We start from the raw sequence: 13,094 nt of genomic DNA, 5'->3' as shown, positions 1-13,094 counted from the left end.
ACGGCTTGGACCCCACACGCGCTACCGGCCTCCTCCCTCGCGGGGGAGGCCGTCGTGTCGGGGCGGGCGGGCCAGGACTCCTTTCAGGACTCCTTCAAAGGCGGCCTCGTTACGATCGATCAATTCCCAGCCGTTATTCTCAACGCTGCGAGGCTGCCCTCTGCCGCAAGGCAGAAGGGCGCTTATATCGCCGCATGTCAGCGTTGTTCCGCGCCAACTTGAATCGCGATTGGATAGACCGAGCTCATCATGTCCACGTCCACCAAGCGCTGCTATTACGAGACCCTCGAAGTCGAACGCGATGCCGACGAAGGCAAGCTGAAGTCGTCGTTCCGCAAGCTGGCGATGAAATTCCATCCCGACCGCAATCCCGGGGATGAGACCAGCGAAGTCAAGTTCAAGGAAATCAACGAGGCTTACGAGGTCCTGAAGGACAAGGACAAGCGTGCCGCCTACGATCGTTACGGCCACGCCGCGTTCGAGCAGGGCGGCGGCTTCGGCGGCGGCGCTGGGTTCGGCGCGGGCTTCGCCTCCTCTTTCTCCGACATCTTCGAGGATCTGTTCGGCATGGCCGGACAGCGCGGCCGCGGCGGCCGCGAGCGCGGCGCCGACCTGCGCTACAACATGGAAATCACGCTCGAGGAAGCCTTCGGCGGCAAGACCGCGCAGATCGAGATTCCGGTCTCGGTGACCTGCGAGGCCTGCTCGGGCATTGGTGCCAAGGCCGGCACCAAGCCGAAGACCTGCTCGACCTGCGGGGGGCAGGGGCGCGTGCGGCAGTCGCAAGGCTTTTTCACGCTGGAGCGGACCTGCCCGGGCTGTCAGGGCCGCGGCCAGATGATCGAGGACGCCTGCCCGTCCTGCGCGGGACAAGGGCGGGTCACCCGCGAGCGGACGCTCTCGGTCAACATTCCGCAAGGCGTCGAGGACGGCACACGGATCAGGCTCGCCGGCGAAGGCGAGGCTGGCGTGCGCGGCGGGCCGCCTGGCGACCTCTACATCTTCCTCTCGCTGGCCCAGCACCAGTTCTTCCAGCGCGACGGCGCGGACCTGCATTGCCGCGTGCCGATCTCGATGGTGACCGCCGCGCTCGGCGGCGAATTCGAGGTCCCGACCATCGACAAGGCCAAGACCAAGGTGAAGGTGCCCGCCGGCACCCAGTCGGGCCGCCGATTCCGCATTGCATCAAAGGGTATGCCGGTGCTGCGGTCGCGCCAGATGGGGGACATGTACGTTCAGGTCATGGTCGAGACCCCGCAGAACCTGACCAAGAAGCAGCAGGAACTGCTGGCCGAGTTCGAAAAGCTCTCCTCCGGCAACACCCAGCCCGAAGCCGAGGGTTTCTTCGCCAAGGTCAAGGATTTCTTCGGCAATCGGGCGAATTGACTCGTCTTGACCGTATCGCCTTCGGCCTATACGTCTTTATGACCATTTTCTGACACGCCGCGGTCCCGCGGTCCCGTCCGGTCCCGACATGCCCTTGCCATCGTCCGCGCGTGCGTTGAAGAAGCCTCGTCTCGACGACGAGGTGCGCTTTCTCAGATCGTGGATCGAAAAGCCCCTGCACATGGGCGCAGTGATGCCGTCCGGCAAGCTGCTGGCGCGGACCATGGCTCATTACGTCGATCCCGATTCCGACGCACCGGTGGTCGAGCTCGGACCCGGCACCGGCGCCATCACCTCCGCGTTGATCGAGCGCGGCGTCGACCAGAAGCGTCTCGTTCTCGTCGAATACAATCCCGGCTTCTGCGCGCTGCTGCGCGACCGCTACCCGCAAGCCAAGGTGGTGCAGGGCGATGCCTATCGCCTGCGCGACACGCTCTGGAACGTCCTGAGTGCGCCGGCCAGCGCGGTGGTGTCCGGCCTGCCGCTCGTCACGAAACCGATGCTGACGCGGCTGCGGCTCATTCGTGACGCCTTCACCGCGCTCGCGCCCGGTGCGCCCTTCATCCAGTTCACCTATGCGGTGGTGCCGCCGATCCCGAAATCGCTGCCCGGCGTGTCCACAGAGGCGTCGGAACGGATCTGGATGAACCTTCCGCCGGCCCGCGTCTGGGTGTATCGCAAGCATTAATTCCGCCGGCTCCTCCTTTGCTCGGCGGGCTCGTTTCGCCGAACGCGTGGGATTGGATGCCAGCTCCCAAGATCCTGATTATTCCCGGCTCGCTGCGCACCGGCTCGCACAATGCGAAGCTGGCGGCGGTGGCGGCCTACGAATTTGTTCAGGCCGGCGTCGACGTCACCCGCATCTCGCTCGCCGATTTTCCGTTGCCGATCTATGACGGCGATCTCCAGGCCAAATCCGGCGTGCCCAAGCACGCGATCAATCTCAAGCGCATGATCGGTGCGCATCACGGCGTCCTCATCGTCTCGCCCGAATACAACGCCTCGGTGCCGCCGCTCCTGAAGAATGCGATCGACTGGGTCAGCCGCGTGCACGAGCTGCACGAGGCGCGCGGCGAGGTGTTCCGCAACCGCGTCTTCGCGCTTGCCGGCGCGTCCCAGAGCCGGTTAGGTGCCGCCCGTGCACTGCAGGCGCTGCGGCTGATCCTCTCCGCCTGCCACGCCAATGTGATTGCCAGCCAGCTCACCCTCGCTTTTGCCGACCAGGCCTATGACGATATGGACAGGCTGAAGAACGAGGGCGATATCGCCGCGCTGAAGGAGCTGGTGTCGCAATTGATCGACGTTTCCCAACGCATGATGTGAGGTGACATGACGCCAGCCGAGATCGCCCCAAAGGACCGCCTGATCGTTGCGCTCGATCTGCCGAGCGTTGATGCCGCGGAGGCGATGATCGCGAAGCTCGGCGACAGCGTCACGTTCTACAAGATCGGCTATCAGCTCGCTTATGCCGGCGGCCTGCCCTTGATCGCCAAGCTCGCCGACAGCGGCAAGAAGGTTTTCGCCGATCTCAAGATGCACGACATCGGCAACACGGTTGCGCGGGGCACCGAGAGTGTTGCGAAGCTCGGCGCGACCTTCGTCACTGTGCATGCTTATCCGCAGACCATGAAGGGGGCCGTCGAAGGCCGCGGCAGCGCCAGCCTGAAGATCCTCGCCGTCACGGTGCTGACCTCCTACAACGACGACGATCTGCATGCGGCCGGTTATCGGCTCAGCGTGTCGGAGCTGGTCGAGGCGCGTGCGCAGCAGGCGCAGGTGCTCGGCGTCGACGGCCTCGTATCCTCGCCGGAGGAAGTCGGGGCGTTGCGCAAGATCGTCGGCCACCAGATGCACCTCGTCACCCCCGGCATCCGGCCGGCAGGTTCGGCGACCGGTGACCAGAAGCGGATCATGACGCCGGGGCGTGCGATCACGGCTGGCGCCGATTATCTCGTCGTTGGGCGGCCGGTGCTGGAAGCCGCCGACCCCAAGGCAGTCGCGGAGGCGATCCATGTCGAGATCGCGCAGGCGCTCGGTTAACAACCAACAACAGGGAGAAGAAGAATGGCAAAGGGCTACTGGATCGGGCGCGTCGACGTGAACAATGACGAGGGCTACAAGCCCTACGCGATCGCCAACGGTCCGATCTTCAAGAAATGGGGCGGCCGCTTCGTCGTCCGCGCCGGCAAGTTCACCGCCGTCGAAGGCGCCAGCCGCAACCGCAACGTCGTGATCGAATTCCCCGATTACGAGACCGCGCTCGCCTGCTACAACTCGCCGGAATACCAGGCCAACATCAAGGTGCGCCAGCCGCACTCGGTCGCCGACCTCATCATCATCGAAGGGTACGACGGCCCGCAGCCGCAGGACGGCTAGGCTTTCTTTCTTACCCTCCCCCTCCAGGCCCTCCAGGGGAGGGTGAAGGCACGCGTCGCGCGCGTTGGCCTCGGTTGCCGGAACTGCCTCCCCCCGCTACAACGGCCTCCGGAGAGGATCACACCATGGCCGACATGCGGTTGATTGTTGCGGGAGCCGGCGGCCGGATGGGCCGGGCGCTGGTGCGGGCAATTGCCGACAGCGATGGCGCGGTGCTGGCCGGCGCGCTGGAGGCGCCGGGCTCGGAGCTGCTCGGCAAGGATGCCGGCGTGCTCGCAGGCCTGCCGGCTAACGATATCAAGCTCTCCGCCGATCTCTGGGCGATGTCGAAGGAGGCCGACGGCATCCTCGATTTCACGGTGCCGGCGGCGACCATCGCCAATGTCGCGATCGCCGCCGAGCGCGGCCTCGTGCACGTCATCGGCACCACCGGCCTGTCTGGCTCGGACAATGCCGTGATCAAGAGCGTCACCAACCGCGCGGTGGTGGTGCAGTCGGGCAACATGAGTCTCGGCGTCAATCTGCTCGCCGCCGTGGTCAAGCGCGTTGCCAAGGCGCTCGACCAGAGTTTTGACATCGAGATCGTCGAGACCCATCACCGCATGAAGGTCGATGCGCCCTCGGGCACCGCGCTGATGCTGGGCCAGGCCGCAGCGAGCGGCCGCGGCGTCACCCTGGATGATCATTCCGAACGTGGCCGTGACGGCATCACCGGCGCCCGTCGGCCGGGCCATATCGGTTTCGCCTCCTTGCGCGGCGGCACCGTGGCCGGCGACCACAGCGTGACCTTCCTCGGCCCGTTCGAGCGCCTGACGCTGTCGCATCAGGCCGAGGACCGCATGCTGTTCGCCCATGGTGCGCTCAAGGCGGCGCTGTGGGCGCACGGCAAGAAGCCGGGGCTTTACTCAATGGCCGACGTGCTCGGCTTGTCTGATATCTGAACTGAACAACACGGAATGCAGTGATGAGTGAACGTCTTCTCGTGCTCGTGCGCCACGGCCAGAGCGAATGGAATCTGAAGAACCTGTTCACGGGCTGGAAGGACCCCGACCTCACCGAGCTCGGCGTGAACGAAGCCAGGGAAGCCGGCCGCAAGCTGAAGGCTCAGGGCCTGGTGTTCGACGTCGCCTTCACCTCGGTGCTGACGCGCGCGCAGCACACGCTGGATCTCATCCTCGGCGAGCTCGGCCAGGAGGGTCTGCCGACCTCGAAGAACCTCGCACTCAACGAGCGGGACTACGGCGATCTCTCCGGTCTCAACAAGGACGACGCCCGCAAGAAATGGGGCGAGGAGCAGGTGCTGATCTGGCGCCGCTCCTACGACGTGCCGCCGCCCGGCGGCGAAAGCCTGAAGGACACGCTGGCGCGCGCGCTGCCGTACTACGTGCAGGAGATCCTGCCCGGCGTGCTCAACGGCAAGCGCACGCTGGTTGCCGCCCACGGCAACTCGCTGCGCGCGCTGATCATGGTGCTGGAGAAGCTCTCGCCGGAGGGCATTTTGAAGCGCGAGCTCGCCACCGGCGTGCCGATCATCTACCGGCTGAATGCGGATTCGACCGTGGCCTCGAAGCTGGATCTGGCGAGCTGAGTTTCGCCACCCTACGGCAGTGTGCTTGTTGCGTCTACTGCAGCCCCAGCTGTCCGGCCTCCCAGCCCAGCATCGCCTGCTTGCGGGTGATGCCCCAGTGGTAGCCGGTCAGCGTGCCGCTCTTGCCGAGCGCGCGGTGGCAGGGCACGACGAACGAGACCGGGTTCTTGCCGACCGCCGCGCCGACGGCGCGCGAGGCCTTCGGATTGTTGATGTTGCAGGCGATGTCGGAATAGGACACCGCGCGCCCCATCGGAATCCTCAAGAGCGTCTCCCACACCCGCACTTCGAAATCGGTGCCGATCAGCACCACGCGCAGCGGCTGGTCCGGCCGCCATAGTCTTGGATCGAAAACGCGCGCTGCGAGCGGCGCAGTGCCGTCGTGATCTTCCACATAGGTGGCGTTTGGCCAGCGCCGCGTCATGTCGGCGAGCGCGACCTTCTCCTCGCCGTGATCGGCGAAGGCGAGGCCCGACAGGCCGCGATCGGTGGCGATCACGATCGCGGTGCCGAACGGCGAGGGATGGAAGCCGTGGCGCAGGGTGAGCCCCGCGCCGCCGTTCTTCCATTCGCCCGGCGACATCGCTTCATGGGTGACGAAGAGATCGTGCAGCCGGCCCGGTCCCGACAGGCCGGAGTCGAGCGCCGCGTCGAGGATGCTGGCGGAATCCCTGAGCAGGTTCTTGGCGTGGTCGAGGGTGAGCGCCTGCATGAAGGCCTTCGGCGTGATCGAAGCCCAGCGGCGGAACAGATGGTGCAGCTCATCCGGCGTCACGCCTGCGGCATCCGCCATCGCCTCGATGGTCGGCTGCGCGCGCCAGTTCGCCGAGATGAAGGCGATCGCCCGCCGCACCGAATCATAGTCGCGCAGCGCGGCGTTCTGGGTGCCTGGCCTCGCCAGGCGCTGGTCATGTATCGCAAGGGTCATCATGAGCGGAAATGTAGGGGAGGGGGCGGCGCGAGACCACCCGATTTCCGACTTTGCTCAGGTCACCGGATGATAGGTCGGGCCCCGCCGCACGGCGTTGAGAGCTGCGACCAAGGCCTTGTAAAAACTTGCTTTTTCTTCCGGTCCGAGAAAGCCTGCGATGAGGAGGCGGCGGCCGCGGGAGATCAGATAGAGGTGCTCGATGCCGTATTCCTCGTCGACCTCCTGGTCGAGCCGGACCCAGAGCGGATTGAAGGTCCATTCGGCAATCTGGCCACGATGGCTGACGCGCCGCACCCGCAATTCCGACGGCGTCACCACGATCTCCTCGCTGGCTCGTGCCGCGCGAAAATTGACCTTGAAGGCCCACCAGATCACGAGCACGTCGAGACCGAAGAAACCGAACACCGGCCAGGCGCCCATCATCAGGAAAGCGAGGCCCGTGACGAAGCTGATTGCGCTCAGGAACAGCATCACGGCGAGAAAGCCGGTGCGGTTCAGCGAGCGGTGCGGCGTCAGCAGCGCGGAGAAGATCTGAGGCTCATCCTCGCTCTCAGACCGCGACCGCGCAATTTCGTTGCCTGTGCTCATCGTCCATCAGTATATCCCGATCATGGCGAAAATCACCCGCAAGCCGGTCCCGCGCAAAACGGCCGTGCCGAAGAAAAAGGCAAAACCGGACGCGACCAAGCCGAAAGCGCCCGCGAAGAAATCGCTCAAAGCCACGAAGCCGTGGACGCCGGCCGAGGTCCACGAGGTCTTCAGCCGCTTCCGCAAGGCCAATCCGGAGCCCAAGGGCGAGCTCGAGCACGTCAACCCGTTCACGCTCCTGGTCGCCGTGGTGCTGTCGGCGCAGGCGACCGATGCAGGCGTCAACAAGGCGACGCGCGCGCTGTTCGAGGTTGCCGACACCCCGAAGAAGATGGTCGATCTCGGCGAGGAGCGCTTGCGCGACTACATCAAGACGATCGGCCTCTACCGCACCAAGGCCAGGAACGTGATCGCGCTGTCGGCCAAGCTGCTCAATGAATTCGGCGGCGAGGTGCCGCGCACGCGGGCCGAGATCGAGTCGCTGCCCGGCGCAGGTCGCAAGACCGCGAACGTCGTGCTCAACATGGCCTTCGGCGAGCACACCATGGCAGTCGACACCCATGTCTTCCGCGTCGGCAATCGCACGGGGCTAGCGCCCGGCAAGACGCCGCTCGAGGTCGAGCTTGGCCTCGAAAAGGTGATCCCCGCCGAGTTCATGCTGCACGCGCATCATTGGCTGATCCTGCACGGCCGCTATACCTGCCTCGCCCGCAAGCCGCGTTGCGAGGTCTGCCTGATCAACGACCTCTGCCGCTGGCCGGAGAAGACGGTGTGAGCAACACTCAAGTCATTCCGGGGCGCCTCGAAGAGGCGAACCCGGAATCTCGCGATTCCGGGTCTGGTCCTTCGGACCATCCCGGACTGACGGCGGAAATTGGAGCGCTGTCGTGAGTCAACAAGAACAAGTAACGTCGCCGCCTTCCCCGATACCAAAGCCGAGTCAGCGGCCGGCCACGCCGCTCTGGAGCCGCTTCGCCATCCCGCTATTCGCGGTTTTCGTCGCGCTCGCCTTTGTCGCACTGGCGACGCTGCGCTTCGACGAATGGGTCGGCAACGCGGCGATCCAGACCACCAACGACGCCTATGTCCGCGCCGAGCTCACACGGCTTTCGAGCCGCGTCGCGGGCGAAGTGCTGACCGTCGCCGTGACCGACTTCCAGCGCGTGAAGGCCGGCGACCTCCTGATCCAGATCGATCCCGCCGACTATGATGCGCAAGTCGCGCAGGCCGAAGCCAATGTCGCCGCGGCGCAGGCTACGCTTGACAATCTGGCCAACCAGATCGAGCTTCAATACGCAACGATCGCGCAGGCGCAGGCGGCGCGGCTCTCGGCCGAAGCCATGGAGGTCGAGGCGCGGCAGGAGCAGGAGCGTCAGCAATCGCTGTCGCAGACCGAATCCGGCACGCGGCAGCGCTTCGAGCAGGCCGTCGCGGCTTACGCCAAGGCGCAGGCCGACGTACGCGCCAGCCGCGCCGTGATCGCAGCCCAGCAGCACCAGCTCGAGGTGCTGCAAGGCACGCGGAAGCAGCGCGCCGCCGACGTTGCGGCGGCCAAGGCGACGCTGGCTGGCGCCAAGCTCAAGCTCGGCTACACCAAGATCACGGCGCCGTTCGACGGCGTCGTCGGCGAACGCCAGGTGCAGCCCGGCGACTACGTCAATATCGGCACCAACCTCATCAACGTGGTGCCGCTGCCGAAGGTCTATGTCGTCGCCAACTACAAGGAGACCCAGCTCACGCACGTGGCGCCGGGGCAGCCGGTCGAGATCACCGTCGACAGTTTCCCGCGCGAAACGCTGCGCGGCAGGGTCGAGCGCATCGCGCCCGCAACTGGCGCGCAGGTCGCCCTACTGCCGCCTGACAATGCGACCGGCAATTTCACCAAGGTGGTGCAGCGCATTCCCGTGCGGATTGAGTTCGACGAAGGCCAACCGCTGCTGGCGCGCCTGGTGCCGGGCATGTCGGTCGTCACCCGTATCGATATCAGGGCCGGTCATGGAAGATGATGACAGCGACCGCGGACCGCTTTCCCGCGGCGGCGTCGCGCCGCAGCCGCTGTTTGCCGTCGCAGCCGTGCTGCTCGGCTCGTTCCTCGCCAATTTCGACAGCCGGCTAATCACGGTCGGCCTGCCCGATCTGCGCGGCGCGTTCTCGCTCTCCTTCGACGAGGGCGCCTGGCTCTCCACCGCCGGGATCGGTTCGCAGATCTTCATCGCGCCCGCGGTGGCCTGGCTCGCCACCGTGTTTGGCCTGCGTCGTGTGCTCGGTATCCCGAGCCTCGTCTACGCGGCAGTGTCGCTGATTGTCCCGTTCGCGCGCGACTATCCGACATTGCTGCTCCTCAGCGTCGTGCATGGCCTGCTGCTCGGCACCTTCGTGCCGGCGACGCTGATGATCGTGTTCCGCAATCTGCCGATCCGCTGGTGGCTGCCGGCGATCTCGATCTATGCGATCCGCGTCGGCTTCGCTCTGGACACCTCGACCTCGCTGGTCGGCTTCTATGTCGACCATCTCGGCTGGCAATGGCTGTACTGGCAGGGTGTCGTGATCGCGCCGCTGATGGGTCTGATGGTGTATTGGGGCACGCCCAGCGAGCCGGTGAATCGTGCGCTGCTGCGCGAGGCCGATTGGGGCGGCATGCTGCTGCTCGGTGCCTCCGTGTCGATGATCTATGCCGGGCTCGACCAGGGCAACCGGCTGGACTGGCTTGGCAACGGCACGGTGACGGCGCTGCTCGCCGGCGGCGCGGCTTTGTTCGTGGCCTTCCTCGTCAACGAGTCGCAGGTCAGACAGCCCTGGGCTCATGTCAACGTGCTGTTCTCGCGCAACATCGGATTGGGGCTGGTCCTGATCCTGCTCTACACGCTGACCAGCCTCTCCAATGCATCCCTGGTGCCGAACTTCCTCGCCACGGTCGGCCAGCTCAGGCCGGAGCAGAGCGGCCTGTTGCTGCTCACCCATGGCGCGCTGCCGATGCTCGGGCTGGTGCCGCTGTCGATCTGGCTGCTCAGGCATTTCGATGCGCGCGCCGTGCTGGTTGTCGGATTTGCCTGCTTTGCCGCGGCCAATCTCTGGGGCACGCAGCTCACCCACGACTGGGCGCGCGAGGATTTCGTCGGCATCGTGCTGCTGCAGGCGATGGGCCAATCGCTGACCCTGCTGCCGCTCATCATAACGCTGCTGTCCAATTCCGATCCGAGCCGCGCGACGTCGTTCGCCGCCTATATCCAGATCATGCGTCTCGGCGGCGCCGAAATCGGCGTGGCATTGATGGGGACGTGGCTGCGCGTCCGCGAGCAGGTCCACTCTTTCTATCTCGGCCAGAATCTTGGCGTCGGCGACGTCGATGTCGTGCGCATCCTGAAGCAGCTTGCCGACCACTTCGCCGCCCATGGCACGGGATCGGCGCAGGCGCGCGCGGTCGGCACGCTCGCGGGCTTTGTGCAGCGCGAGGCCAATGTGCTCGCCTATATCGACGGATTCTGGCTGTGCTTCTGGCTCGCGGTGGCCGCACTCGGCGCCGTCGCCCTGATCACCCGCGCGCCGCCCGGCCCGTTCACGCCGGCGCCGTTCGGCTTCGCCAAGATGCTGTTGCGGAAGTGCGGGATGCGCGTGGCCTGAGCTTAGGTCACCGCACCTGCCGCGCCGGCTCGATCAGCTCGGGCCGCGGGCCTGACAGGCGCTTGTGCATGTGGACCATGAAGGCCATGGCGAAGATCGGCGTCGCCAGATTGGCGATCGGGATCGAGACGAAGGCGGCGATGAACAGGCCGGCGGTGAAGATGGTGGCGGCATTGTCGCGGCGCATCGCCTTGGCTTCCTCCCGCGGGCGGAAGCGCATGGCGGCGAGCTCGAAATATTCGCGGCCGAGCAGCCAGGCGGCGGCGAGGAAGAAGATCAGGAAACCGGCGCCGGCGAACAGCACCAGGGGCAGCGCGGCGAGATAGACCAGGATGGTCAGGAGCGCGGTCTTGATGCCCTCGAGCATCGCCTGGCTGAACGGCAGCGCGGTGCCCGGCCGCTCGGCGGGATAGTGCTCGCGCTCGACGATGTCGGCGACGTCGTCGACGAACAGGCTCGCCACCAGCGAAGTGATCGCCGGCATCAGGAAGATGCCGCCGAACACGACGCCGAGGCCCGCCGCGATCGAGACGATCCAGGAGAGAACCTCGATCGACGAATGCCAGCCCGGGCCGAGCAGGCCTTCCAGCCACACCGCGCCGGAGGTCGCAAACCAGCTCAAGAGCCGCTGCAAGCCGATCGCCAGCACGATGATCAGCACCAGCGCAAGCCCGATCGACCGCCACAGGATCGAGCGCATCGGCGGCGAGATCATTTGCGACAGCGCCTTGATGGCGGCATCCAGCATGGAGGACCCTCTGAGGTAAACGACCTGCGAGAAGTAGACACCGAATGCGGCTTCGGCAAGGGCGGCTTTCCTACCCTCCCCTGGAGGGTGTTCAGACCGGGGACATGGTGGACGGGTGTTCGGAGACATCGTGGACACTTTCGACAGCAAAGCAAGGAGGCTGTCGGATGCCGTTCCGCGAGGTGTCTCGGATGGACGCGAGGTTGGAGTTTGTGATGTTGGCCTCGGAAGAGGGCAGCAATGTTCGGCAGCTGTGCCGTCGCTTCGGGATCAGCCCGACGACGGGCTACAAGTGGCTGGAGCGTTGGCGGCTGGACGGGGCGGCTGGACTTGTGGAGCAGCCGCGGCGCCCACAGACGTCGCCCGCGCGCAGCGCCGCGGCGATCGAGGCGGCCGTGCTTTCGGTGAGAGCCGAGCATCCGGCTTGGGGCGGACGGAAGATTGCCAGGCGGCTGAAGGATCTGGGACAGGAAGCCGTTCCGGCGCCTTCGACGGTCACGGCGATCCTGAGGCGACATGGGGTGGAACTTGGCAAATTCGGCGGCGGTTCGCCTGCCTTGATCCGTTTCGAACGATCGCGACCAAACGAGTTGTGGCAAATGGACTTCAAGGGCCACGTGGCCATGCACACTGGCCGACTTCATCCACTGACCGTGCTCGACGATCACTCGCGCTTCTCGGTTGCACTTGCGGCGTGCACCAACGAACGCACCGAGACGGTTCAGGAGCATCTCATCGCGGCTTTCCGCCGCTACGGCTTGCCCGAGAGGATGATCACCGACAACGGCTCGCCCTGGGGCGACGGACCGGGCAGCCCGTTCACCCCGCTCGGGGTCTGGCTGATCGAGCATGGCATCAAGATCAGCCATTCGCGGCCCTATCATCCGCAAACCATGGGCAAGGACGAACGCTTCCACCGCAGCCTGAAGGCCGAAGTCCTGTCCGGCCCGCCCTTCGCCGATCTCGCTGCTGCCGAACATGCCTTCGAGCGCTGGCGCACCATCTACAACACCCAACGGCCGCACGAGGCGCTCGAACTCGCTGTCCCTGCCAGCCGCTATCAACCCAGCCCGCGTGACTATGTCGAGACCATCGCTCCCTTCGAATACGCTCCGGGCGACGAGGTGCGCCGGATCCAGCAAGGCGGTCACGTCAGCTTCCGCGGTCGCAAAATCAAAGTCCCGAAGGCCTTCTACGGGAAGGCCCTCGCGTTTCGGCCAACGGCTCAGGACGGCGTCTTCAGCGTCGTCTTCAGAACCCAGACAATTGCTACCGTCGACATCCGGCCTCTCGACGGAAGCACAGAAAGTGTCCACGATGTCTCCGAACACCCGTCCACCATGTCCCCGGTCTGAACACAGGGGAGGGTAAGATCTGGCCTAATCATGCCGGTGCTTGCGCGCCTTCGCCTGTTTGCCGTCGCCGGTCGGGATCATCACCACGCGGCCGTAGCGTACGCCGCGTTCGGCGATGATGTGGTCGGCGAAATGCCTGACCTCGGAGGCGGCGCCGCGCAGCGCCGTCATCTCCATGCAATTGTCGTCGTCGAGGTGGACATGCAGCGTCGCCAGCGCGAGGTCGTGATGGCCGTGGAATTCCTGCACCAGCCGTTTCGACAGATCGCGCGCCGCGTGGTCATAGACGTAGACGAGACCGGCGACGCATTGGCCGGTCTGCGCGGTGTCCTCCGCGCTCTGCTGCAGGCCGGCGCGCGCGAGGTCGCGGATGATCTCGGAGCGGTTCTGGTAGCCGCGCGCCTCCGCCGCCGCATCGATCTCCGCCAGGAGATCGTCCTCGATCGTGATCGTAATCCGCTGCATCAGGTGCTCTCCGCGCATATCGCCGAATGGACCCGT

15 protein-coding genes are annotated in these 13,094 nt (G+C 65.7%); 11 read left to right on the top strand and 4 right to left on the bottom strand.

Features of this window, described 5'->3' with window-relative positions:
• Nucleotides 1-249: 249 nt before the first annotated feature.
• From dnaJ to BDOA9_RS05840, 7 genes are all read left to right on the top strand, one after another.
• A complete protein-coding gene (gene dnaJ / locus BDOA9_RS05870) occupies nucleotides 250-1,386 on the top strand; it encodes a molecular chaperone DnaJ (RefSeq protein ID WP_025033016.1) in 1,137 nt (378 codons plus the stop codon).
• A gap of 88 nt (nucleotides 1,387-1,474) precedes the next feature.
• Nucleotides 1,475-2,074, top strand: a complete 600-nt coding sequence (locus BDOA9_RS05865; protein ID WP_025033015.1) for a class I SAM-dependent methyltransferase — start codon at nucleotides 1,475-1,477, stop codon at nucleotides 2,072-2,074.
• Nucleotides 2,075-2,130: 56 nt separating this feature from the next.
• On the top strand, nucleotides 2,131-2,709 hold the full coding sequence (locus tag BDOA9_RS05860; protein WP_025033014.1) for an NADPH-dependent FMN reductase: 579 nt from the start codon (nucleotides 2,131-2,133) through the stop codon (nucleotides 2,707-2,709).
• A 6-nt stretch (nucleotides 2,710-2,715) separates the two neighbouring features.
• Nucleotides 2,716-3,426, top strand: a complete 711-nt coding sequence (pyrF, locus tag BDOA9_RS05855) for an orotidine-5'-phosphate decarboxylase (protein WP_025033013.1) — start codon at nucleotides 2,716-2,718, stop codon at nucleotides 3,424-3,426.
• A gap of 24 nt (nucleotides 3,427-3,450) precedes the next feature.
• Complete coding sequence (locus BDOA9_RS05850; protein WP_025033012.1) at nucleotides 3,451-3,762, top strand: DUF1330 domain-containing protein; 312 nt, start codon at nucleotides 3,451-3,453, stop codon at nucleotides 3,760-3,762.
• A gap of 125 nt (nucleotides 3,763-3,887) precedes the next feature.
• The gene (gene dapB, locus BDOA9_RS05845; RefSeq protein WP_025033011.1) at nucleotides 3,888-4,703 is read left to right on the top strand and encodes a 4-hydroxy-tetrahydrodipicolinate reductase; all 816 of its coding nucleotides are present in this window, start codon (nucleotides 3,888-3,890) and stop codon (nucleotides 4,701-4,703) included.
• 23 nt (nucleotides 4,704-4,726) lie between these two features.
• Nucleotides 4,727-5,350: a 2,3-bisphosphoglycerate-dependent phosphoglycerate mutase gene (locus BDOA9_RS05840; RefSeq protein WP_025033010.1), complete on the top strand. Its 624-nt coding sequence runs from the start codon at nucleotides 4,727-4,729 to the stop codon at nucleotides 5,348-5,350.
• 34 nt (nucleotides 5,351-5,384) lie between these two features.
• Here the strand turns inward: BDOA9_RS05840 and BDOA9_RS05835 are convergent, their stop codons facing one another.
• Complete coding sequence (locus BDOA9_RS05835; RefSeq protein ID WP_025033009.1) at nucleotides 5,385-6,281, bottom strand: methylated-DNA--[protein]-cysteine S-methyltransferase; 897 nt, start codon at nucleotides 6,279-6,281, stop codon at nucleotides 5,385-5,387.
• 54 nt (nucleotides 6,282-6,335) lie between these two features.
• Nucleotides 6,336-6,869: a DUF2244 domain-containing protein gene (locus BDOA9_RS05830; protein WP_025033008.1), complete on the bottom strand. Its 534-nt coding sequence runs from the start codon at nucleotides 6,867-6,869 to the stop codon at nucleotides 6,336-6,338.
• Nucleotides 6,870-6,891: 22 nt separating this feature from the next.
• Here BDOA9_RS05830 and nth point away from each other — a divergent pair, with 22 nt between their 5' ends.
• The 3 genes from nth (at nucleotide 6,892) to BDOA9_RS05815 (ending at nucleotide 10,490) form a co-directional block, all read left to right on the top strand.
• A complete protein-coding gene (gene nth, locus BDOA9_RS05825; RefSeq protein ID WP_025033007.1) occupies nucleotides 6,892-7,644 on the top strand; it encodes an endonuclease III in 753 nt (250 codons plus the stop codon).
• Between the two features lie 112 nt (nucleotides 7,645-7,756).
• Complete coding sequence (locus BDOA9_RS05820) at nucleotides 7,757-8,875, top strand: HlyD family secretion protein (protein WP_025033006.1); 1,119 nt, start codon at nucleotides 7,757-7,759, stop codon at nucleotides 8,873-8,875.
• Entirely contained in the window at nucleotides 8,865-10,490 is a 1,626-nt protein-coding gene (locus BDOA9_RS05815) for an MFS transporter (RefSeq protein WP_025033005.1), read from the top strand. The genes BDOA9_RS05820 and BDOA9_RS05815 overlap by 11 nt, the downstream gene beginning before the upstream one ends.
• Nucleotides 10,491-10,497: 7 nt before the next feature.
• On the opposite strand, the gene BDOA9_RS05810 is transcribed toward BDOA9_RS05815, so the two are convergent.
• Entirely contained in the window at nucleotides 10,498-11,238 is a 741-nt protein-coding gene (locus BDOA9_RS05810) for a sulfate transporter family protein (RefSeq protein WP_025033004.1), read from the bottom strand.
• 167 nt (nucleotides 11,239-11,405) lie between these two features.
• On the opposite strand from BDOA9_RS05810, the gene BDOA9_RS05805 reads away from it, so the two are divergent.
• Nucleotides 11,406-12,593: an IS481 family transposase gene (locus BDOA9_RS05805; protein ID WP_025032165.1), complete on the top strand. Its 1,188-nt coding sequence runs from the start codon at nucleotides 11,406-11,408 to the stop codon at nucleotides 12,591-12,593.
• A gap of 24 nt (nucleotides 12,594-12,617) precedes the next feature.
• Here the strand turns inward: BDOA9_RS05805 and nikR are convergent, their stop codons facing one another.
• The gene (gene nikR, locus BDOA9_RS05800; RefSeq protein WP_025033003.1) at nucleotides 12,618-13,058 is read right to left on the bottom strand and encodes a nickel-responsive transcriptional regulator NikR; all 441 of its coding nucleotides are present in this window, start codon (nucleotides 13,056-13,058) and stop codon (nucleotides 12,618-12,620) included.
• Nucleotides 13,059-13,094: the final 36 nt, after the last annotated feature.

The sequence above is a fragment of the Bradyrhizobium sp. DOA9 genome (genome assembly GCF_000617845.2).
GTDB lineage: Bacteria > Pseudomonadota > Alphaproteobacteria > Rhizobiales > Xanthobacteraceae > Bradyrhizobium.
The sequence above is the reverse complement of the archived record's forward strand: the minus strand, read 5'-3'. Positions and strand labels throughout refer to the sequence as shown.

Coding starts and splice junctions, on each gene's coding strand:
- dnaJ (WP_025033016.1), top strand. CDS start 250: ATGTCCACGTCCACCAAGCGCTGCTATTACGAGACCCTCGAAGTCGAA.
- BDOA9_RS05865 (WP_025033015.1), top strand. CDS start 1,475: ATGCCCTTGCCATCGTCCGCGCGTGCGTTGAAGAAGCCTCGTCTCGAC.
- BDOA9_RS05860 (WP_025033014.1), top strand. CDS start 2,131: ATGCCAGCTCCCAAGATCCTGATTATTCCCGGCTCGCTGCGCACCGGC.
- pyrF (WP_025033013.1), top strand. CDS start 2,716: ATGACGCCAGCCGAGATCGCCCCAAAGGACCGCCTGATCGTTGCGCTC.
- BDOA9_RS05850 (WP_025033012.1), top strand. CDS start 3,451: ATGGCAAAGGGCTACTGGATCGGGCGCGTCGACGTGAACAATGACGAG.
- dapB (WP_025033011.1), top strand. CDS start 3,888: ATGGCCGACATGCGGTTGATTGTTGCGGGAGCCGGCGGCCGGATGGGC.
- BDOA9_RS05840 (WP_025033010.1), top strand. CDS start 4,727: ATGAGTGAACGTCTTCTCGTGCTCGTGCGCCACGGCCAGAGCGAATGG.
- BDOA9_RS05835 (WP_025033009.1), bottom strand. CDS start 6,281: ATGATGACCCTTGCGATACATGACCAGCGCCTGGCGAGGCCAGGCACC.
- BDOA9_RS05830 (WP_025033008.1), bottom strand. CDS start 6,869: ATGAGCACAGGCAACGAAATTGCGCGGTCGCGGTCTGAGAGCGAGGAT.
- nth (WP_025033007.1), top strand. CDS start 6,892: ATGGCGAAAATCACCCGCAAGCCGGTCCCGCGCAAAACGGCCGTGCCG.
- BDOA9_RS05815 (WP_025033005.1), top strand. CDS start 8,865: ATGGAAGATGATGACAGCGACCGCGGACCGCTTTCCCGCGGCGGCGTC.
- BDOA9_RS05810 (WP_025033004.1), bottom strand. CDS start 11,238: ATGCTGGATGCCGCCATCAAGGCGCTGTCGCAAATGATCTCGCCGCCG.
- BDOA9_RS05805 (WP_025032165.1), top strand. CDS start 11,406: ATGCCGTTCCGCGAGGTGTCTCGGATGGACGCGAGGTTGGAGTTTGTG.
- nikR (WP_025033003.1), bottom strand. CDS start 13,058: ATGCAGCGGATTACGATCACGATCGAGGACGATCTCCTGGCGGAGATC.